The organism is Microcystis sp. MC19, assembly GCF_003019735.1.
Classification (GTDB): domain Bacteria; phylum Cyanobacteriota; class Cyanobacteriia; order Cyanobacteriales; family Microcystaceae; genus Microcystis.
Map to the genome: position 1 here is coordinate 3,046,005 of NZ_CP020664.1, position 21,330 is coordinate 3,067,334.

At 43.4% G+C, this 21,330-nt stretch carries 22 protein-coding genes; 16 read left to right on the plus strand and 6 right to left on the minus strand.

Features of this window, described 5'->3' with window-relative positions; genetic code table 11:
- Positions 1 to 325: 325 nt before the first annotated feature.
- Positions 326 to 466, plus strand: a complete 141-nt coding sequence (locus B5D77_RS27760; RefSeq protein WP_255348764.1) for a nitrite reductase (NAD(P)H) small subunit — start codon at positions 326 to 328, stop codon at positions 464 to 466.
- Between the two features lie 59 nt (positions 467 to 525).
- Here the strand turns inward: B5D77_RS27760 and B5D77_RS15530 are convergent, their stop codons facing one another.
- Positions 526 to 1,182, minus strand: coding sequence for a PEP-CTERM sorting domain-containing protein (locus tag B5D77_RS15530; RefSeq protein ID WP_106909156.1), 657 nt, complete (start codon positions 1,180 to 1,182; stop codon positions 526 to 528).
- Positions 1,183 to 1,615: 433 nt separating this feature from the next.
- Here B5D77_RS15530 and B5D77_RS15535 point away from each other — a divergent pair, with 433 nt between their 5' ends.
- The 3 genes from B5D77_RS15535 (at position 1,616) to B5D77_RS15545 (ending at position 2,645) form a co-directional block, all read left to right on the plus strand.
- A complete protein-coding gene (locus B5D77_RS15535) occupies positions 1,616 to 1,906 on the plus strand; it encodes a nucleotidyltransferase family protein (protein WP_106910011.1) in 291 nt (96 codons plus the stop codon).
- On the plus strand, positions 1,876 to 2,196 hold the full coding sequence (locus tag B5D77_RS15540; protein WP_106909157.1) for a DUF86 domain-containing protein: 321 nt from the start codon (positions 1,876 to 1,878) through the stop codon (positions 2,194 to 2,196). Before B5D77_RS15535 ends, B5D77_RS15540 begins: the two co-directional genes overlap by 31 nt.
- Positions 2,197 to 2,348: 152 nt before the next feature.
- Positions 2,349 to 2,645: a nucleotidyltransferase family protein gene (locus B5D77_RS15545; protein WP_106909158.1), complete on the plus strand. Its 297-nt coding sequence runs from the start codon at positions 2,349 to 2,351 to the stop codon at positions 2,643 to 2,645.
- Between the two features lie 151 nt (positions 2,646 to 2,796).
- Here the strand turns inward: B5D77_RS15545 and B5D77_RS15550 are convergent, their stop codons facing one another.
- The 3 genes from B5D77_RS15550 to polA are packed head-to-tail and all read right to left on the minus strand — an operon-like array spanning position 2,797 to position 6,202.
- Positions 2,797 to 3,045, minus strand: a complete 249-nt coding sequence (locus B5D77_RS15550; RefSeq protein ID WP_002759990.1) for a heavy-metal-associated domain-containing protein — start codon at positions 3,043 to 3,045, stop codon at positions 2,797 to 2,799.
- 36 nt (positions 3,046 to 3,081) lie between these two features.
- Complete coding sequence (locus tag B5D77_RS15555) at positions 3,082 to 3,327, minus strand: hypothetical protein (RefSeq protein WP_106909159.1); 246 nt, start codon at positions 3,325 to 3,327, stop codon at positions 3,082 to 3,084.
- Between the two features lie 4 nt (positions 3,328 to 3,331).
- Positions 3,332 to 6,202 carry a DNA polymerase I gene (gene polA / locus B5D77_RS15560; protein ID WP_106909160.1) on the minus strand — a complete coding sequence of 957 codons (2,871 nt, stop codon included), beginning with the start codon at positions 6,200 to 6,202 and terminating at the stop codon, positions 3,332 to 3,334.
- 337 nt (positions 6,203 to 6,539) lie between these two features.
- Here polA and B5D77_RS15565 point away from each other — a divergent pair, with 337 nt between their 5' ends.
- The 9 genes from B5D77_RS15565 to B5D77_RS15605 all read left to right on the plus strand — a co-directional run bounded on the left by B5D77_RS15565 (position 6,540) and on the right by B5D77_RS15605 (position 15,261).
- Entirely contained in the window at positions 6,540 to 6,776 is a 237-nt protein-coding gene (locus B5D77_RS15565; RefSeq protein WP_002781452.1) for a hypothetical protein, read from the plus strand.
- Positions 6,773 to 7,201, plus strand: coding sequence for a type II toxin-antitoxin system VapC family toxin (locus B5D77_RS15570; protein WP_061433283.1), 429 nt, complete (start codon positions 6,773 to 6,775; stop codon positions 7,199 to 7,201). The genes B5D77_RS15565 and B5D77_RS15570 overlap by 4 nt, the downstream gene beginning before the upstream one ends.
- Positions 7,202 to 7,376: 175 nt before the next feature.
- Entirely contained in the window at positions 7,377 to 8,303 is a 927-nt protein-coding gene (locus B5D77_RS15575) for a UDP-glucuronic acid decarboxylase family protein (RefSeq protein WP_008206493.1), read from the plus strand.
- A 45-nt stretch (positions 8,304 to 8,348) separates the two neighbouring features.
- Positions 8,349 to 9,734 (plus strand): UDP-glucose/GDP-mannose dehydrogenase family protein, encoded by a 1,386-nt coding sequence (locus B5D77_RS15580; protein ID WP_008206492.1) that lies wholly within the window; start codon positions 8,349 to 8,351, stop codon positions 9,732 to 9,734.
- A gap of 248 nt (positions 9,735 to 9,982) precedes the next feature.
- The gene (locus tag B5D77_RS15585; protein WP_008206491.1) at positions 9,983 to 10,666 is read left to right on the plus strand and encodes a Mo-dependent nitrogenase C-terminal domain-containing protein; all 684 of its coding nucleotides are present in this window, start codon (positions 9,983 to 9,985) and stop codon (positions 10,664 to 10,666) included.
- A 350-nt stretch (positions 10,667 to 11,016) separates the two neighbouring features.
- Positions 11,017 to 12,705 carry a SulP family inorganic anion transporter gene (locus B5D77_RS15590; RefSeq protein ID WP_106909161.1) on the plus strand — a complete coding sequence of 563 codons (1,689 nt, stop codon included), beginning with the start codon at positions 11,017 to 11,019 and terminating at the stop codon, positions 12,703 to 12,705.
- Between the two features lie 142 nt (positions 12,706 to 12,847).
- On the plus strand, positions 12,848 to 14,464 hold the full coding sequence (locus tag B5D77_RS15595; RefSeq protein ID WP_106909162.1) for an SUMF1/EgtB/PvdO family nonheme iron enzyme: 1,617 nt from the start codon (positions 12,848 to 12,850) through the stop codon (positions 14,462 to 14,464).
- 171 nt (positions 14,465 to 14,635) lie between these two features.
- Positions 14,636 to 14,929, plus strand: a complete 294-nt coding sequence (locus B5D77_RS15600) for a nucleotidyltransferase family protein (RefSeq protein ID WP_002790317.1) — start codon at positions 14,636 to 14,638, stop codon at positions 14,927 to 14,929.
- The gene (locus tag B5D77_RS15605; RefSeq protein WP_106909163.1) at positions 14,926 to 15,261 is read left to right on the plus strand and encodes a DUF86 domain-containing protein; all 336 of its coding nucleotides are present in this window, start codon (positions 14,926 to 14,928) and stop codon (positions 15,259 to 15,261) included. The genes B5D77_RS15600 and B5D77_RS15605 overlap by 4 nt, the downstream gene beginning before the upstream one ends.
- A 139-nt stretch (positions 15,262 to 15,400) precedes the next feature.
- Here the strand turns inward: B5D77_RS15605 and B5D77_RS15610 are convergent, their stop codons facing one another.
- Both B5D77_RS15610 and gatA read right to left on the minus strand, forming a co-directional pair.
- On the minus strand, positions 15,401 to 16,207 hold the full coding sequence (locus B5D77_RS15610; protein ID WP_106909164.1) for an Rpn family recombination-promoting nuclease/putative transposase: 807 nt from the start codon (positions 16,205 to 16,207) through the stop codon (positions 15,401 to 15,403).
- Between the two features lie 149 nt (positions 16,208 to 16,356).
- Positions 16,357 to 17,808, minus strand: coding sequence for an Asp-tRNA(Asn)/Glu-tRNA(Gln) amidotransferase subunit GatA (gene gatA / locus B5D77_RS15615; RefSeq protein ID WP_106909165.1), 1,452 nt, complete (start codon positions 17,806 to 17,808; stop codon positions 16,357 to 16,359).
- Between the two features lie 135 nt (positions 17,809 to 17,943).
- Here gatA and B5D77_RS15620 point away from each other — a divergent pair, with 135 nt between their 5' ends.
- The 3 genes from B5D77_RS15620 (at position 17,944) to B5D77_RS28145 (ending at position 21,004) form a co-directional block, all read left to right on the plus strand.
- The gene (locus tag B5D77_RS15620) at positions 17,944 to 18,954 is read left to right on the plus strand and encodes a DUF6398 domain-containing protein (protein ID WP_008206485.1); all 1,011 of its coding nucleotides are present in this window, start codon (positions 17,944 to 17,946) and stop codon (positions 18,952 to 18,954) included.
- A gap of 197 nt (positions 18,955 to 19,151) precedes the next feature.
- Positions 19,152 to 19,514 (plus strand): helix-turn-helix transcriptional regulator, encoded by a 363-nt coding sequence (locus tag B5D77_RS15625; protein WP_002784230.1) that lies wholly within the window; start codon positions 19,152 to 19,154, stop codon positions 19,512 to 19,514.
- A 1,025-nt stretch (positions 19,515 to 20,539) separates the two neighbouring features.
- Entirely contained in the window at positions 20,540 to 21,004 is a 465-nt protein-coding gene (locus B5D77_RS28145; RefSeq protein ID WP_371515169.1) for a PEP-CTERM sorting domain-containing protein, read from the plus strand.
- Positions 21,005 to 21,330 lie beyond the last annotated feature (326 nt).

Below are 21,330 nucleotides of genomic sequence, written 5' to 3' on the forward strand. Positions count from 1 at the left end.
CTTTTTGAAGTTGCCAATTTAGGAGAGTAAACGATTATGGCTGACTTGCACGCTTTGCTAATTGGTATTGAGCTAATCAGTCGTTGCTAAGGAGCGAGCATGGCTGCATCTCTCAACTTGGGAAGATCATCATCAGTTAGTGGCGATCGGAATCAAAAGAGTGATCGAATCCCCCCATCGCGAGGCGCTAACGAGGTTAATCTGTCATTTCAAATCGTCAAGCCCTACCTGCCTTAAAAAGCACCCTGACTGACGAAGTGATCTACGGACTTCTCCGCTATCACGAATTAGTCAAACCCTGGTTACAGGAACGTTTACCCATAATATCCCTACTTGTTCTCACCATCATTTTCAGTACCGTCTCGATACGGGGGAATGTTTGACCGTTGCCGATCTGCCTTTGCCAGCGTACCCGGTGCAGGTGCGGGATGGGTTAGTATATGTGCAGATCGATCGAGTGTCCTAGTGCGATCGCTTAAGTCGAGCCGAGATGGATTGAATAATACTAATCCGTCCTTTGGTTCGTTACTTCCGCTTCCAGCGAGCGGCGACGAAACCAAGTCCTAATAGGCTTAAACCGATCGCTCCAGATGGCTCCGGTGTACCCACCGCTTCGCGAAAGAGTCTTACCGTAAAAGTCCCCTGGTTGTCAAAGCCACTGGCTGCGCCTATATCATTCACGTAGAAATCTATAGCACTTCCCGTACCGAAAAACTCGTAGGAATAAACGCCAGAAGCTTGATAAGTTCCCCAGAAATCATCGTCATCGCCGCCTAAAGCTGTCGAGAACAAACCAAAATCGAAATTAAAGAAATTCGGATCAGTATCGTTAACAGTTGCGAAATTATCTCGGCTTACGAAGCGAGCGTCCACATCCCAAAATTCGCCTCTCTGACCGAAGGCGAAGTCGGGTGTAAACACTCCAGACACCTCGGCCTTGTAGAGAACTCCACTAACAAGGATGCTAGAAAAAACTTTATTAATCGCAGCTGGGGTTTCGGAATTTACCGTCAGGATTTGAAAAGGTGTAGTCTCGAAGGTAGCCGCCGATGCGGTTGTAGCTAGGCAGAAAATACCGCCGATAATCGCGCTCCCTAGAACAAGTTTTTCACGAGAGAGAAACGATAGGTTGTTTTTATCTCCCCCCCCACAATGGATAAGTTTTTTTGATGGGTTGATCATTGCAATTGTCCTCCAAAAATGTTTTTTCTTACTTATAATTTAAGGATGGGATAGGTGTAAAGAAAAATTTTCTCATGACCAGGGCAATCTCACACGCTTCTTAACAATACGCAATAAATATATAAAATAGGTTCTTCCGAACCTGTCATGTAAAACTATCAGCAACTCACACTTGTAAATAAGGATTTCAGTCGCAAGAACGTACCTCATCTATCGAAGAAACGCTGTAAAGGAACATTTATTAGAGCGAAATTGGTGAACTTTTCAAGTTAGAATGCTCCCCTATTAAATCTTTATTCAAGCACTTGAAAACCATGTCAATAGACGGAAATTCAACAGAAACCGATGAAGAAACGGCCACCGCTTGGATAAACCAACAACTAGAAAGCTTGGGAGTAAAACTAATCTGATGAACACAAAAATAGAACTACCAATGGAACAAATTAAAGCTTTTTGTCAAAAGTGGCAAGTCACCGAATTGGCATTATTTGGTTCAGTTTTACGCGAAGATTTCCGTTCAGATAGCGATATTGATATTTTAATTACCTTTTCCCCAACTGCTAAACGAGGTTTAACCGAAACCCTACAAATGCGCGATGAACTGCAAGCAATTTTTGATCGAAAAGTAGATTTAATTGTGAAAGCAGCACTCAAACGGAGTGATAACTGGCTAAGATGTAAAAACATTTTAGAATCAGCACAGATTATATATGCCTCATTGTAAATGCTATTAGACGTATTTTGCGCTATACCGATGGTATCGGTAAATCAGAATTGGAAAACAATGATGAAAAATTGTCTGCCATCCTCTACCAAATTACCATTATTGGTGAAGCGACTAAACGTCTTTCTGTAATCTTCCGTCAACAACATCCAGAAATTCCTTGGCGAGAAATGGCTGGAATGCGAGATGTCATTGTTCATAAATACGATCAGCTTGATTTGGATGTGGTATGGGACATAGTTGAAAATAAATTAACAGAACTTTTAAAAGCGATCACACCCTTACTCTAAGAGTGCTTTAAAAGCAAAATCCAAACAACTCTTAGAAATTGCTAAAATAGGAGTAGAAAAAGCGATAGAAACCGATGAAGAAACGGCAACCGCTTGGATAAACCAACAACTAGAAAGCTTGGGAGTAAACCTAATCTGATGAACACAAAAATATGAAAATTCCTCAAGAAAAACTCTCACAACTTTGCCAACATTGGCATATTCATAAACTTTCCTTATTTGGTTCAGTTTTACGAGATGATTTCACCGCAGATAGTGATATTGATCTGCTCGTTGAGTTTGAACTTGGTTTTACCCCCAGTTTTTTCAAACTTCATCAAATTCAAGAAGAATTATCTCAATTATTTGATGGACGTACTATTGATCTCGTTACCATCAAATCTCTTAATCATCATATTCGTGAGCGTGTTTTAGCAACAGCAGAGGTGTGTTATGTCGCAGAAAGATAATCAAGTGTATGTTGAACACATGATTGACACAGCAAATAAAGCACTTAGCTTTGTAGAAGGTGTCAGTCGAGAAGTATTCGAGATGACATTCAACAATAATCACGACAATTTTTGATTTTTACCAGAGGTATATTTTTAACGGGGGAGGATGTCAACCCTCACTGCTAGACTCAACAGTATGGCCGACTTCGCTGATCCATTGGGCAATTTCTGCGGGGGATGCGGTGGTTTCTACCGTGACGATTTTATTGGCTACATCCACCGATATTTGGGCTGCTGGTTGCTGATTATTAATCGCTTTAGTAATGGTATTAGCGCAACCTTCACAGGCAATACTAGGCACTTTTAGGGTAATTGTCATTGTTGTAACTCCAGTAACTTTATAGCTAAAAACTAGCATAAATTGTCAGGGGTAGCTGATTTTTTAAGAGTTTATTTACCATTTCAGCGCTGCCGCTTCGATCCCCTGTTCCCGACGCAGTTGACTATCTTTTTCTAGCCATTGAATGACCTGTTTATGGGTTAGTTCTTCTAGGGTTACTCCCGTATCCTCGGCGATGATTTTTAGTAAGCGTAGGGAAGAAATCGTTAAACGAGTCAGGAATTTTTCTGGAGAAGTTAAGAGGGCAGCGTCCACATCTGCGGATTCTTCTGGGGTTAAAAATTGTCTGTTTTCTATCATAGTTTTATTTGGTTTCCATCCAATTGTCACCGGCTTTTATTTCTACCAAGAGAGGGATCGTCAAGGAGACAGCTTCTTCCATAGTCGTCTTGATTTTTGACTCTAGGGATGGCCATTCTTCCCTCGGTACTTCCAAGACTAATTCATCATGGACTTGCAGCAGTAATCTCGCTCGATAATTTTGCAGTACCTCGGCTAATTTTACCATCGCTACTTTAATAATATCAGCACTGGAACCCTGAATGGGCGCATTAGCAGCCGATCTTAATAATTGTGCTTCCTCGTTGTTGAGTTTGAGGCTATCTAAATCGATGTCATGTAAGGACAGTCCCCGCAGTCTTTTTAAGAGGGGATTATCGAAGTTAAAATAACGTCTTCTGCCCAAAATTGTTTCCACATATCCCTGAGCAATTGCTTGTTTTTTGCTATTCTCTAAATACTCAAATACTTGGGCATAACGTTGATGATATTTTTCAATAAATTTTCTGCCCTGTTCTACGGTTAATTTCGATTCACGGGCGAATTTTTGCGCTCCCATGCCATAAATAACCCCGAAGTTAATTGTTTTTCCTAAACTGCGTTCTTCGGGGGTAATTTCCTTTTTATCAAAGAGCAATTGAGCGGTGACTTTATGAACATCTTGGTTACTACGATAAGCTTCTAATAAAACTGGTTCTTGACTGAGATGAGCGAGAATTCTTAACTCGATTTGTGAGTAGTCTGCTGACACCAATAAGTAACCATCTTCGGGGATAAAAGCTTGACGAATTCGCCTGGAAAATTCACTGCGAATGGGGATATTTTGTAGGTTAGGATTGGAGGATGATAAGCGTCCGGTGCTGGTGATGGTTTGATTAAAATCTGTATGTACTCTTGCGGTTTTTGGTTCGGCTAATTTCGGTAAAGCATCCACATAGGTTGATTTTAATTTAGATAAGGTGCGATGTTCAAGGATATAATCAATTAAGGGATGATCGCCTTGTAGTTTCTCTAAAACACTTTGATCGGTGGAGTAACCTGTTTTAGTTTTTCTGGATTTTTTGCGGTTGAGTGCCAATCGATCAAAAAGGATTTCACTTAACTGTTTAGGAGAGCTAAGATTAAAAGTTTCTCCGATAGATTCGTAGGCATTTTTTTCTATGTCTGCTAGGTCTCTTTCTAGCTGCTGGGACAAGTTTTTTAGATAATTGATATTAATTTTTATACCATAATTTTCCATCTGCCACAGCACCATGACTAAGGGAGATTCTACCTCTGAGAATAATTGATACAAAGGGGTGATTTTAGTTAATTCTGCCTGTAATTTTTCTTGAAGTAAATAGGTAGCATAGGCATCTAATCCGCAGTAGGTAGCAGTAGTGGCAATATCTAAATCAGCGATGGTTTTTCCCGCAGGAATACCGAGACTTTTATAACTAAGGGAAGTGATACCGTCCAAATAGCGATCGCATAAATCTTCGAGATTATGAGTTAGTTCGGGATGGAGGACATAACTAGCCACCATAGTATCAAAAACTAGACCTTTAACGGTAATTCCTTGATGATAAAAAACATCAATATCAAATTTCGCATTCTGGAAGACTTTCGGATAATTATCACTGGCTAAAATTGGGCGTAATTTTTCGAGAACTATCTCTAGATTTAAATTATCACCGCTCTGGTGGCCGATGGGAATATAGGCCAGAGAATTTAATTCTTTTCCCCAACAGCAACCGATGCCGACTAATTTGGCTACACGAGGATTTAAATCCGTGGTTTCGGTGTCCCAAGCGACGGGAAAATGTGGATTAGTGAAAGTTGTTAATTTTGCCAGTAAAGCATCTAACTTAGGAATAGTATCAATAATGTCGGGAGCAATTAGAACTGGTGGAGAAATAGGGGGTAAATCAAACAGAGACAATTGATTAGAATCAGCATCGCTAGTTAATTCTAGGGTAGTAGTGCCACCTAGATGCTGTTGAATTTGATCGAGTTTCTGGAGAATTTTCTTTAATTCTAATCTTTCCAATAAAGCTTTAACTAAACGCCGATCAAAACCTCGGAGGCGAAATTTCTCCTCTTCGAGGCTAACGGGGGCATCAAGGGCAATTTTGGCCAAATAGCGAGAACTTTCGGCAGCGGTTTTACCCTCTAATAATTTAGTTTTTACCATTCCCTTAATCGATTCCAGATTGGTATATATATCCTCTAAGTTATCGTATTTTTTTAATAAATCTATCGCTGTTTTTTCGCCAATTCCGCGCACCCCGGGGATATTATCAGACTTGTCACCGCAAAGAGCTTTAAAATCTACTACCTGTTTTGGTGTCACCCCTAACTTTTCCGTGACAGCTTGGGAATTAAATTCTGTATAACCCTGTCCCGATGTACTTTTGACCGCATTAATATCCAGATAGAGAACCGTGGTTTTTTTCTCCTCATCTACCAATTGGAATAAATCTCGATCGCCTGTTAAAATCTTAACAGTATAACCATTATCGCCGGCTTGTTTTGCCAAAGTTCCTAAAACATCATCTGCTTCATAACCTGGGGAAGTCACAATAGGAATATTCATCGCTGCCAAGAGACTTTGCAGATTAGTTAAATCGGGGCGAAATTCTTCGGGAGTTTCTTGCCGATTCGCCTTATAATTGACATCAGCTTCATGGCGAAAAGAAGGGACTGCTAAATCAAAAGCCACTGCTAAATAAGTGGGTTTTTGAGTTTCTAGTAACTGCAGCAGAGAATTTAAAAACCCAAAACAAACACTGGTGGGAATGCCGCTAGAAGTACGCAGAGGTCCCGAACGAGACTTAGCAAAGGCATAATAGGCACGAAAAGCCAAAGAATGCCCATCGATCAGGATAAATAGCTTATTTTGCTCGGCACTGGTCATAATCTAGCCTCTTTAGTCCTATCAAAATAATACTAAATAGTGTATAAAATTTACATCCCCTATTTTGCCCGAATTTGCCTAAATTTGACAAGGGAGTTTCTTCTGTATTAAACTATAACAGATGCTGGCCTTGTTCTAACCTTAAATCTTTCTATCTCTTTACAGGCGGCGGATGCCTGTGCTACCAATTGCATCAATGTCATTTACAGGCATCCTGTTTGTACCACTAGGGAACTATCAGAAAAATGCGGATTACTGTAGAATCTGTTTTAAAGCTGTTAGCGAAGGGAATTATGCTACACTAGCATCAATATCTAGTCAAAAAGGCTTGTAATTTATGACTCCTCATCTTTCTCTTAGCCAGATTATAGAATCTATCGATAAACTTTCTTTAGAAGAACAAAACCAATTATTTGAAAAATTAGCGCAGAAAAAACAACAACAAGAGCATCCACTGCTCAATATACCAGTTACACTAACCTATAATCCCCTCTTAGATGAAGTCATAGAGAGTATGGAAACCTATCGTCAAAAAGTTGACCAAGAAGACAGTCAACAAGTTGAAACACCGTGACTCAATATATATTAGATACCGATCATATAACCCTACTGCAAAAACTACATCCGAACTTAGTTCGGAGAGTAGCGTCTATCGATCCTGATGATACGGCTATAACAATTATTACTTTAGAAGAACAAGTAAGAGGATGGTTCAGCGTGATCAGAAAATACTCTCAAAGCAATCAATATGAAAAGTTAATCAAAGGCTATCAAGGTTTGAGAGATATAGTTAATTATCTGAGCAAATTTAAAATTTTGAACTATACTTTAGAAGCTCATTATCATTTCAGAGAATTACGGGAGCAAAAAATTCCTATAGGAACACAAGATTTAAGAATTGCAGCGATTAGTTTATCAGAAAACAGTATTTTAGTAACACGCAATTATCGTGATTTCTCTCAAATCCCTAATTTACGCCTACAAGATTGGACAATATAGAACTCTGTAGGGATGACTACGAAAATTGTTACATTTTTTAAGGATTACCCAGCCATTATTCAGCCATTAGCCTGGCATCGGCGATCGCTGATAACACCTCGTCAAAAAAATATTTGCCAAAAAGCCAGCGTAAGGGTATTTTAAGAATAATTTTATATGAGTAGTTTGCGATTACATGAGAATCCTAGTTACAGGCGGTGCAGGTTTTATTGGTTCCCATCTAATCGATCGCTTGATGGAACAGGGTCATGAAGTGATCTGTCTGGATAACTTCTACACGGGGGTGCGCCGAAATATCGTTAAATGGCTAGGAAATCCTTATTTTGAGCTAATTCGTCACGATATCACCGAGCCGATCCGTTTAGAGGTGGATCAGATCTATCACCTGGCCTGTCCTGCTTCCCCGATCCACTATCAATATAATCCCGTCAAAACGATTAAAACCAATGTTTTAGGGACTATGTATATGCTGGGCCTAGCTAAAAGGGTAAAAGCGCGATTTTTGCTCGCTTCTACCTCAGAAGTCTATGGTGATCCCGATGTGCATCCGCAAACGGAAGAATATCGAGGTAATGTCAACTGCATCGGACCGCGTTCCTGTTATGACGAGGGTAAACGGGTGGCGGAAACCCTGGCTTTTGAGTATTATCGGGAGCATAAAGTCGATATCCGGGTGGCCCGGATTTTCAACACCTACGGCCCGCGAATGTTGGAAAACGATGGTCGAGTGGTGAGTAATTTCGTGGTGCAAGCTTTGCGCGGTGAACCCCTAACGGTTTATGGTCAAGGTTCCCAAACCCGCAGTTTTTGCTATGTTTCTGACCTGGTGGAAGGGTTAATGCGTTTGATGAATGGAGACTTTATCGGGCCGGTTAATCTCGGCAATCCCGACGAATACACAATTTTGGAATTAGCGCAAGTGATCCAAGGCATGATTAATCCCGAGGCCGAATTGGTCTATAAACCACTGCCAGAAGATGATCCCAAGCAGCGACAACCGGATATCACCCGTGCTAAAACCTATTTGGATTGGAGTCCCACTATTCCTCTACACCAGGGTTTAAAAATGACGATCGAGGATTTCCGTTCTCGTCTCAGCTAATCCCTAATCAATAAATTTAACTTAATTGTCATCGGAGTAATTATCATGCGTGTTTGTGTTATCGGAACGGGTTATGTGGGTTTAGTCACGGGGGTTTGTCTAGCACATATCGGCCATCATGTTATCTGTATTGATAACAATGAAGAAAAAGTCAAATTAATGAAATCGGGACAATCTCCCATCTATGAACCGGGGTTATCGGAATTAATGCAGTCTTCGGCAGCCTCCGGCAATCTGGAATTTTCCACGGACCTAGAAGCGGGAGTTAAACACGGCGAAATCCTCTTTATCGCTGTTGGTACACCCGCACTACCCAACGGAGAAAGTGACACCCGTTATGTGGAAGCGGTGGCCCGGGGTATTGGGGCCCATCTCAACGGTGGTTATAAAGTAATCGTCAATAAATCTACCGTTCCCATCGGTTCCGGCGATTGGGTACGGATGATCGTCCTCGATGGTGTGGCCGAGAGACAAAAAAATCTCGTGGCCGCTGGTGGCGGTATTAGTACACTAGAACGCATCGAAGCGGATTTCGATGTGGTCAGCAATCCCGAATTTTTACGGGAAGGTTCGGCGGTTTATGATACTTTTAACCCCGATCGCATTGTTTTAGGTAGTAATAACCCGAAAGCCATCGAAATGATGAAGGAATTGTATGCGCCTTTGGTTGAACGTCAATTCTCTGAAGATCCCTCCTTGCCTCCCGTTCCCGTAGTGGTCACGGATCTCAGTTCGGCAGAAATGATTAAATACGCCGCTAATGCCTTCCTAGCCACCAAAATTAGCTTTATTAACGAAGTAGCTAACATCTGCGATCGCGTCGGGGCCGATGTCACCCAAGTGGCTAAAGGTATCGGTTTAGATTCCCGTATCGGTAGCAAGTTCCTCTCGGCCGGGATCGGTTGGGGGGGGTCCTGTTTCCCCAAAGATGTGTCGGCTTTGGTACATACCGCGGAAGACTACGGTTACGAAACGGAATTACTTAACGCCGCTATCAATGTTAACAAACGTCAACGGACAATCGCGATCGAAAAACTGCAACAGGAATTAAAAATCCTCAAGGGTAAAACCGTCGGTTTGTTGGGATTAACTTTTAAACCCGATACCGATGATATGCGCGATGCTCCGGCTTTAACTATGATCGAACAGTTAAATCGTTTAGGTGCTAAGGTAAAAGCCTATGATCCGATCGTTTCCCAAAGTGGTTTAAGTCACGGTTTAACCGGTGTGATTATCGAATCAGATCCAGAAAGATTGGCCGATGGTTGTGACGCTTTGGTGGTGGTGACGGAATGGCAAGAATTCCTCCGTCTCGACTACGGCAAAATGGTTAAAACCATGCGCGAACCCGTGTTAATTGATGGTCGCAATTTCCTCGATCCTGCGGTGGTGACAGCAGCCGGTTTCCGTTACCTGGGGATTGGCCGTTAATCCCAGCAATCCGCCTTTTTATCAGGACTGATGCGGGTGGGGAAGGAGCAAGAAGCAGCAACCCTTACCCCTGCTCCTGGAGGCGAAAATTGCCCGATTATGCCCGCTGAAAACCGAAAACTTCCTAGTTGACCATGGGGTTATTGGCTATAGTTACATGATGTGAACAGGAGCCACTAGAATCCAGAAGCGATCGGTAGAATGGAATTGAGAAACTAGAAATCAGTTTTAGCAATACATACATACCTATGGTTAGCTCTGTTCAATACCGCTACACTAACGAACAAGTTAGGGACTGGTTACGGGGATTACTGACAATTGCCTGGTCTGATGGGGATTATAGCACCAGCGAACAGGAATCGATCGCCCGTTTCGCTCACGAATTAGAATTAGATGACAACCACGTTCTCTATCAGTCGATTAGTCCCGAAGAATTGGCCGCAAGTTTCGGTCATGACCCCAAAATATCAGAAAACTTCCTCCGCACGGCGGTCATGGTAGCGATCGCCGATGGCATTTATTCCCCCGCAGAAGCGGCATTACTGCGTAGTTATCGGGATGCTTTCGGGTTAGAAATCGAGGCCCTGTCAGCTTTAGAACATACTATCTGTGAAATTCCCGAAATTACCACAGAAGCGAATAAATCCGAGTTTATCAGTGCCGAACATCCCCACCCGGATCTGCTGCATCCCCTCAAAGACTGGTTAGATGGGGTAGAAATGCACGATCCGCGTTTGGCCCGGTTTATCTGCAAAATGGTCCCACCTCAATGTCCTTTTGAACGCGATATCGTGCTGTTTGGTCATAAATTAGTGCATATTCCGCCCCTGTGCAAGTTAAATCCTCTCTACGAGCAATTAGTCGGTTTACGCTTCCGCGCTCTATCATACTTAGCTGATGATTGTCAAGAGGATATTTCCGAGTATATTTAGCCAGTTTAACTAAAATTGCGGCTAAAATGGTATAATTATCCTGCTGACAAAAAATATCTCAGCCTCAAGGCTTTTCCTAGCCAGGCCTGGCTGAATAAATCTAAAAACCTTGTTGGATAAGGCTTTTAGACTTTTTTCCCCTCAAAAAGTGCTGACCATTGGAGTGATCGGGGGTAAAATTCTGGGACTTTTTCCCTGAAAATTAGGTAACTGACTACCTCAAAATCGGTAAAACCCTACACCCCACACCCCACACCCCACACCCTGCCCCCACCAACAAACTTTTTCAGCAGACCCTAGCTAATTCCTCCGTTAAAATTAGGTGAAGTCGCCGTTAAGAGAGAAAAACTATGAGTAAAAACTCCCGACGAGTCGATTTTCCTGATTTACCCGGGCTAAAAAACCTGCGATCCTATCAATGGCAGTGGCTGGGCCGAGATATACTCGCCGGTGTCACCGTGGCGGCCTACGCTATTCCCCAGTGCATGGCTTACGGCGACCTGGCCGGGGTCGATCCCGTGGTGGGATTGTGGACTCTCGTGCCGGCCGCCCTAGTTTACGCCCTTTTCGGCTCCTCATCGCAACTATCCCTCGGGCCAGAATCGACCACGGCAGTGATGACGGCGGCAGCGATCGCACCTATGGTGAGCCTTCAAGGAGAAAATTACGGCAGTTTAGCGGCTTTTTTAGCCCTAATGGTCGGTTTAATCTGTTTAGTTGGTTATATCGCCCGCTTGGGATTTCTAGCTAATTTACTCTCCAAACCGATCCTAATCGGTTATATGGCGGGAGTGGCGGTGATCATGATTGCAGGACAACTGGGTAAAATTAGTGGTTTGTCAATCGGTGAAAATACGGTTTTTAAAGAAATTTTCGCTTTTTTTCGGGGAATAAACCAATGGCACTGGCCAACCCTTAGCCTCGCTCTATTGCTGCTACTATTTCTATTTGTCATCCAAAAATATTTTCCCAAAGCACCGGGACCATTGCTGGCGGTTTTACTGGGAACCCTCGCCGTCGCCACCCTCCATCTCGATCAAGAGGGGGTGGCAGTAGTGGGGAAAATTAGCAAAACTTTGCCTAATTTTGGCTTACCAACCCTAGATTTTTCCCAATTACTACCCCTAGTAACCGCAGCCGTCGGCATTGCCCTGGTGGGCTATTCCGATAACGTCTTGACCGCCAGAGCCTTCGCCAGACACCATAACCAAGAAATCGATGCCAATCAAGAATTTTTAGCCCTAGGACTGGGGAATCTGGCGGCGGGTTTTTGTCAGGGATTTCCCATCAGCAGCAGCGCCAGTCGCACCGCGGTGGGCGATTCCGTGGGCAGTCAAAGTCAGCTTTACTCCCTGGTGGTGGCAGTGGTGGTGGTGGCGGTCATTTTCCTGCTCGGTCCGATACTGGCACTCTTTCCCAAGGCCGCTTTGGGTGCGCTGGTGATTTATGCGGCCTGTAAACTGGTGGATATTGCCGGTGCTAAACGACTAAAAAGCTTTCGCAATAGTGAGTTTAATCTCGCTGTCCTGACCATGGTGGGGGTGCTAACCACGGGGATTTTAAGCGGGGTTGCTATCGCTATCGGTCTCTCGGTTATCGATTTATTGGCCCGCATTACTCGACCCGATGATGCCGTTTTGGGTAGAGTACCGGGCGTGATGGGTTTACACGCGCTTCAGGATTGGCCGGAAGCGCAAACAATACCGGGGTTAGTTATCTATCGTTACGATGCCCCCTTATTTTTTGCTAATGCGGCCGACTTTAAACGTCGCGCCCTCAGCGCCATTGCCCGGGAGACAAAACCGGTAGAATGGTTTGTCTTGAATACGGAGGCCCTTGGGGAATTGGATAGTACAGCCGTGGAGATTCTTGAGGAACTAGGGGCAGAATTATCAAGACAGGGTATAGTTTTTGTCCTCGCTAGGGTTAAACACGATCTGTACTTACAATTGCAACGCTCTCGCTTGTTAGATAAAATCAGCGAGGAGAGAATTTACTATACTTTGCCAGCAGCGATCGAAGCTTTTAAAAATCGTTAACTGATGGGTGAGACTAAATCTGGTTATTAAAAACTGATTATCTATTGCTCCTTTTGCCATTTGCCCTTTGCCTTCGTTAAAACCACTCACTTAATAGGATAGTTACACAACGTAAAAATTGGCTAATTCAGGAGTTATTATTATGCTAGACCAAATGATGAGGATGTTAGAAGGGCAACAAATAGGGCCTTATCGTCTTAATAATTTTCTCGGTGCGGGTGGTTTTGGGGGTGTATTTCATGCTAGTGAAATGGTCAGAAATACATCAGTCCAAGAAGTTGCTATTAAAGTTATCCCCGAAAGTAGCGATGATAAATTAATTGAATTAACAAATGCCAGAAAGTTAGAACATTCTAATTTAATTAAGGCTCATTCAGTGGGGGAATTTCGTTTTCTCAATACAGAGATGCTTTATTTAGTGATGGAATTGGCACAGGGTAGCCTAGAAAATCACATTGCCAAAGGCGGTTTGTCAGCGGATGAGATTAAAAATATTACTGCTCAAATCGCCCAGGGCTTAAATTATCTTCATGGACAAAATAAAGTCCATCGAGATTTAAAACCGGGTAATATCCTCAAGGTTAATCAACAATACAAGTTAGCAGATTTTGGCTTAATTAGAACTTTAAATAACAAAAGCCACACTCAAACCGTCCACAATAGCGGTACAATTATTTATATGCCTCCCGAAGCCTTTAGGGGGGATATTTCCTCAGCTTGGGATCTGTGGTCATTGGGTATTATGTTAATCGAAATGACCACTAATCAACTTCCCTATAAGTTTAATAATGATATTCACCAGTTAATGGCAAAGGTGATGAATTGTGATTTACAAATCCCCAGTTTACCGAAAGAGTTTAAACCGATTATTGAAGGGTGTTTGCAAAAAGATAGAAAACAAAGATGGACAGCACAACAGGTTTTAAATGCCTTACAACCTGTGGGATGGAATTCTCCCCCTTCACCTCCACCAGCACCGGCAGCAGTCAAAAAGCCTGTTTCACCAATACCCCTAATTGCTTCACCCACTCCATTTACCGAAAAAATATCCAACGGAGTAACACTGGAGATGGTGAGCTTACCAGCAGGTGAATTTATCATGGGATCTGCTGACAGTGATTCTGATGCTCGAAGTTATGAAAAGCCTCCACACCAAGTTAAATTAAACAGTTTTGCGATCGGGAAATATCCAATTACTCAGGCGCAATATGAAGCAGTAATGGGAATCAATCCCTCTTTGTTTCAAAATAATCCGCAAAATCCGGTAGAAAAGGTTAGTTGGAACGATGCTCAAGCTTTTTGCCAGAAATTGAGTCAAATAACCGGGAAAACCTATCGCCTCCCCACAGAAGCGGAATGGGAATATGCTTGTCGTGCGGGGACTACTACTCGCTATTATTTCGGTGATGATGCTAATCAATTAGGAGATTACGCTTGGTATAGCGCAAATTCTCAGAGTAAAACTCATCCTGTGGGACAGAAAAAACCCAATGCTTGGGGACTGTATGACATGATTGGCAATGTTTCGGAATGGTGCGAAGACGATTGGCACGATAACTATATCGGAGCGCCAAAGGATGGATCTGCGTGGACTATCAATAATGATAATCGTTCTCATCCCAAGTGTCTGCGCGGCGGTTCCTGGTGCAACGATCCTTATGGCTGCCGTTCCGCGGTTCGCTACGACAACTCCCGCCGCGTCAACCGCGACTTCCGTAACGGTTTTCGGGTAGTCTGCGTATTCGGGAGGACTCTGTAACCCTTTTTCCCTTTTTTTCCCTTTTTACCCTTTTTCTCTTTTTCCCGCCGCTAGGCGGGTCGATTATTCAGCCAACCCTAGATAAAGAGTGAGAAACAAACTAAACCCCCACCCCAAGAATCGGTACAAGGAAGCTTTTTTCGACAAAATTTACCGCCAACTAAGTAGATCATGAAAATTGACGAATTACTCAAAAACAAACGGGAAAAAATCATTGCTATTGCCGCTAAACACGGCGCAAATAACGTGCGAATTTTTGGTTCTGTTGCACGGGGAGAAGCTGACGAAAAAAGCGATATTGATTTATTAATTGATTATTGTAGCGAACGTCGGAGTCCCTGGTTTCCTTTGCCGTTAATTCGAGAACTGGAAGACTTGTTAGGCTGCAAAGTTGATATTGTTACCGAACAGGGACTTAAAGATAGAATCAGAGAGCGGGTACTTAAAGAAGCAATACCACTATGAGAGATGATAGCGAACGCTTGCGGGATATTTTAGAAGCAATTGAGCGTGTAGAAAAGTATGCTCGACAGGGAAAAACCGTGTTTGAACAACAAGAATTAATTCAAACTTGGATTGTCTATCATTTACAAATTATTGGTGAAGCAGCTAGAGCAACTTCTCAAGAATTTAAAGCAAGATATCCCGCAGTTCCTTGGCGAGATGCTGGCGATCTAAGAAACTTAACTATTCATGAATATTTTCGTATTAATCTAGAGATTATTTGGGATATTGTTGACAATGATATTCCTCCTCTAAAAGGACAAATCGAAGCTATTTTACAGGAATTTATTTGACTAAACCCAACCCAATTACTTAAGTGTTGGGTTTCACTATCGTTCGGCCCAACCTACTTTATTCTTCGATTTACTTGATGGCTACCGGGAAAAGATAGCCACCAGCAATTATATTAATTTATCAAAGTTTGAACTTTTCCTATTCCCTTTGAGTTGCTTGTCTAACCTGTTCGATCTCTAATTCTAAAGCTTGTGCTATCTGTTCAAAGTTTAATCCTAAGGCCAATAAACGAGGAATAGAGGCTAATTTTGCCGCTAATTCGCCTTCTTGTCGGCCTTCCTCTCTACCTTCCTCTCTACCTTCCTCTAAAGCTTCCTGATACACTTTAGTTTGTTTTAAATCACTTAAACTAAACATCGCTTCTATCTCCTTTATACTGACTTGGGGTAACTTATAAACCAGGATTGTCTCTATCAATTCTAAAAGTTCTTGCTGTTGTTTGAGATTAGGCAATTCTTCTCTAATCCGTGGAATTAATTGTTTTCCCTGCTCGATCGCTCTGGCGGTTGGTGCTATAATTAACTGTAACATCGATATTCCCAGGGATTCCACTTCCCTTAATTCCTCGAGATAAAAACGTAAAATCCTGCCTGAGTTGATTAACTCCCCATAACGAGCCGTCTCTACGCTTTCCACTGAACGCCGAGGATAAATAACTACTCCCTGCCAGTTGTTGCTTAAGTCCGTTTGGTGGAGATAGAGGAATATCTCACTAAAGAAACGGGAATAAAACCTATTATCTTTCTGAAATTGTACTTCTAGGAAATAGATAGGCTGATTGGGTGTATCAGGCAAAAAGACTCCATCGAGACGAAAGGATAATTGTTTAACTTCCACCGAGGAGAATTGATAAGAATTGGCGGTTTCGGGGGGAAGGTTCAACAAATCAAAGAAACAAGCGGGAAATCTTTGTAAGAGTTGATAGAAAATACTGTCAGTTTTCACGCAATTAAACTCAAAAAGAGGCCTCCAGTTTAGCAGCAGTTTTTTATTGTGTTCTTCAGGAAGCTCCTGTTTTTGAGCAATTGGGATGACGAAGTAACAGCTTTTTCGGTAACTTGTCCCCAATTAAGAGATAGCCACCGGCAATTGTATCAATTTGTAAAAGATGGTTGACGTTTGTGCCAATCGGTGGCCTGTTCGTAGGCGTGGGCGACGTGAAATAATTGATCTTCGCGCAGCACATTACCGACTAATTGTAAACCAATTGGCAAACCTTGCCCATCAAAACCGCAGGGAAGACTTAACCCGGGTAAACCGGCTAAATTGACGGGAATTGTCATTAAATCCGATAAATACATACTCAGAGGGTCCGCGGTTTTTTCCCCAGCTTTAAAAGCTGTGGTCGGTGAAGTGGGAGAAACTAACACATCTACCGATTGAAAAGCTCGATCGAAATCCTCTTTGATCAAAGTCCTGACTTTTTGTGCTTTCAGGTAATAAGCATCATAATAACCCGCCGAGAGGGTATAGGTTCCCAACATAATCCGGCGCTTAACTTCCGCACCAAAACCCTTGGCGCGAGTCTTGGTGTACATATCAATCAAACTATCGGCATCTTCCCGAATACCGTATTTAACCCCATCGTAACGGGCTAAATTCGCTGATGCTTCCGAGGGGGCGATAATGTAGTAGGTGGGCAATCCGTAACGGAAACGGGGACAGGAAATCTCTTTAATTGTGGCACCGAGGGCCTTTAACTGCGCTAAAGCTTGATTAACTGCCTCAGCAACCACCTGATCCAAACCTTCCCCGAAAGTTTCCTTAATTACGCCAATTTTTAGCCCTTTTAAACTGGTTTTCAGGAATTGGCTATAGTCGGGAATCGGCAGATTGAGACTGGTAGAATCTTGGGGATCGTAACCTGCGATCGCTTGTAATAAAATCGCCGCATCTTCTACGGTACGACCAAAGGGACCGATCTGATCAAGAGAAGAAGCGTAAGCCACCAAACCAAAGCGAGAAACCAAGCCATAGGTCGGTTTTAGCCCGACAACGCCACAAAATGAAGCCGGTTGACGAATTGAGCCACCGGTATCCGAGCCTAGGGCCACCACACATTCTTGAGCTGCCACAGCCGCAGCCGAACCCCCCGAAGAGCCTCCAGGCACCCGGGATAAGTCCCAAGGATTAGCAGTAACGTGATAACCGGAGTTTTCGGTGGAACTCCCCATGGCAAACTCGTCTAAATTGGTTTTACCGACGATAACTGCCCCTAAATCCCGTAATTTTTGGGTAACGGTGGACTCGTAGGGGGGGACAAAATTCTCTAAAATCCGGGAAGCGCAGGTGGTGGGGATACCCTTGGTGCAGAGATTATCTTTTAGCGCAATGGGAATACCTGCCAACAGATGCAGAGATTCACCTCTAGCTATTTTCTCGTCCACTTTTCGGGCTTGTGCGAGGGCTAAATCTGGGGTTAAATGGAGAAAGCTTTTTACTTGTGGTTCGAGCGCTTCGATGCGAGCGAGAAATTCTGTGGCGATTTCGACGGCTGTTTTTTCTTTATTAACGAGTTGTTGATGCAGTTGACGAATCGAAGTCATGTTCAGTTACCGGTTACAACCACCGTCAGGAGCAAGCAACAACCCCAGACAGCAAAGACTATTTTAGCGTCAGTTTGGTCGTCGGTCAGCTAATCCCCTAAAATTAAAGGGAAGCCTCGCAGGAAAACTAGAGTTATGACTTTTAATATCCGACAATTAGATAATTTAGACTACGATGAAGCCGAACCCTTATTAGAAGATTATATTACTGGAGCGATCGAGGAATATATCAATTCGCCAGAGGGAGAGGCCTATTATCAAGAAAAAGAAGAAGGTGGTGGTTGGATTGCCAGCTTTATCGAGTTGGGCTATCTCTATGAAGGTTATACCCTTGCTACCATGACTAAGGCTGATGTGCAGATCTTAATGGAGAAGATTTTACCACGCAAAATTACTATCCTCGATCCGACGGAAACCGAGGACGCTATCCCTGAATTAATTAGTTTTTGGCAATTTTTGGGACGAGAATATAAATTAACTCAGGCTAAGGCTATTATTAAATATTTAGAGCAATTAGGCGATCGCTTTAGTCAACTGATGAACGATCCCAACAGTGGCGGTTTTATGAAAAATCTCCTGTTACAAGCGCATCAGCAGGGTTTTGATATCACCAGTCAGGAGGGTTTAACAGCTTTTCAAGAAAAATATAATGCTGAACAGCACGCCAAACAGCAAGCGGCAGCAACATCGAAAAAAACGCCCCCAGCTGTTCCTAAATCGGAAAATGTTCCCAAGGCAATGCAGGCCAAATATCAAGAAATTACCACTATTACTGATAAATTTGCCGCTCAATATCTTAATGAAGAATACGCCCAACTTATTCGCCAATTAACCGCAACTTTAGCTCGTAAGCGTCCCTCTCCCCTAGAAAAAGGTAAAGCCAATTCCTGGGCTGCCGGCATTACTCACGCCCTAGGAATGGTCAATTTTCTCTTCGATCCTACTCAAAATCCCCACATTTCGGCCACAGAACTTTATCAGGCTTTTGGGGTTGCTCAAAGTACAGGACAAGCTAAATCAAAACAAGTGAGAGATTTACTGAAGATGTCCTATCTTGACTCAGAATGGGCTTTACCAAGCAATTTAGAGAACCATCCTAGCACTACGGTCCGGCAGTTAATCACTACCATGCTCGCTGATAGTTAGGGTTTGCGATAAAAAGTCTGTTGGTGGAGTTAGGAGGCACTCTTGCAGCAGTAGATTCCTGAATGACCCAATCTCGATCGAGTTTGCCCACTAGACTCTAGTGACCTCTCCAGTTAAACTATAGTAGTCAATAGTTATAAAGTTTTAAACGATCACCTATTGTCAGCCTTTTTAACCGGTCACTTTATTACTTACCTATGTTAGACAGTTTCTCCCCCCAAACCTCTAGCCTCGTCCTCGCTTCGGTGGCGGACTATTTCAAAGTCCTGTCAGAAGTCAGTCGCCTACAGATTCTCAGTTGCTTGCAATTAGGCGCGATGAATGGTAAAGAAATCGCTGAAGCGACCGGACTAGGCCAGGCCAATCTCTCCAAACACCTGAAAGCTTTAACCCAAGCGGGAATTATCTCGCGGCAACCCCAAGGAGTCAGCGTTTACTATCAAATTACCGACCCTGTGATCTATGATCTCTGTCAGGTGGTTTGCGATCGTATTAGTCAGCAAATGCGTCAACGGGCCAGAGAATTCGAGAGTCTGCCAGCTTTCCACCTCCCTAAATAGGGTTTGCGGCAAAAAGTTTGTTGCTGGGGTTAGGAGTCGTTGGTCAGCCGGGGGGCGTGCCGAATTAGGCGATGATTTAATAATTTTGGATTTTGGATTGTCATACCATTTTTCTAAAGCTGAAAAAGTACGGGCGAAGCATTCGAATAGGAAATCCAGGGTTTCAGCGAAAAGAAAAAACTGAAATCAAGTCAGAATAAGGCTTGGATTGCTTCCTGAAAAAATTGTTAAGAAATATCCCTATAAGGGATAGCCCAGAAAGGGAGAGGGGCCGGGGTAAGGGACACGAATCAAGAAAACTGGGTTTTGGGAGCATCTCATTTGGGCAAGTGAGTAATTAAGTAGGTAGGCACAATTATTTGTAGGATGGGTTAGCGGTAGCGTAACATAATCGGGCGTTGGGTTTCATGCTTCAACCCAACCTAGGTTCATTTTATATTTAATTCCACCCACCTACTTATGCTTGTCCCTAAAACTGGTTTCTAGTAAGGCTTTCAAAATAGTTTGACATAATACCTGATTTAGGGGTTACAAAGGTGAGATGCTCCCCTGGGTTTTTTACCCTGCTCTCATGAATAATGCAGGCTAAGTGATTATGAAGATTGACATTTTTAAATAGTTGACGTTATAATCTCTAAGGGATTCAAAATATAAACAGCCAAACACTGTAGCCACTCTTTTTCGAGTAAGGGGTATGTGTCATCCTTTGAAGGCCACAAAATGGGATGCTTTTGAAGACCGATATGTACCATTAAGACACAACAAAACTAATGAATTTCAAATCCGCTTTAAGCCTAGCCTCCTGCACCGCCGGAGCACTAGGAATGATCGCCGGTTCCCTAGTAGTCGCCACTGCCCCCGCCCAAGCCCAAGCGGTAACAGCCTGTGCTCCTGGCCAGTTTCTTAGTGCATTCCTTGCCCTCCCTAATGGCTGTCAAGACGGGGATAAGATATATGTAGGTAATTCGACCCTAACCACAAGTGCCGCTGATTTTCGTGACCTGGGGGCCTTGGGCATCGATTTTATGCCGAATCCAGCGGGAGACGTGCACCGATTTGCCTACAATCGGTTTGGCCCCTTGGTATCTGCTGGCGCTCCCTATGTTCTGGCGTACAAAGTCTCAATTGCGCCTGGTAGCGGTGCGACGTTCAAAGATATATCCTTGGGTTCGGACGTGCCTGCGGGAACTGCTGGGATTACAGTGACGAAGGATATCTTTACTGGCGACTGGTCAGGACCGGGGTCGGTGCTTCTCTCTACACTAACGTCAATCGACGGCTCCACGGCTGGACCGCTTCCTGTCCCCGCTGGAATAACGGAGTTGTTCATCCTCGACACCGTCACATACACGAGTGCTACTGCACAGTTCTCCTCGTTCACTAACACCTTCACACAAACCCCAAAACTAGTCCCCGAACCCTCTGCCCTGTTGGGTCTGGGACTGCTGGGACTGGGAGGCTTAATCAGCAAGACTCGCCGCCGGGGTTAAACGAAGCAGCTTCAATTAGCTGTTTGTGGGTTGCTTCCGACCGGTTGACACTTCGGGGGATGCCGCTACCTTAGGGGTATTCTGATGCTGTCCCCCAAGTCCGTTTAAAGTCTCCGATTGCCCACCGGCGACCTTGATATTTACCACGGCGTTGATGTCTTGATTATGGAAAGTCCCACAGAAAAGACATTACCACTCGCAGATATTTAACGCCTTTTTCCCCCCAACGTTCCCGCCACAAGAACATCGTTGGTTTTTAAAGTCGGTTTTTTTTTGGCTATAATTTTCTGTTGACATTTTGCGTCAATTATGATAGTGAAAAAAAT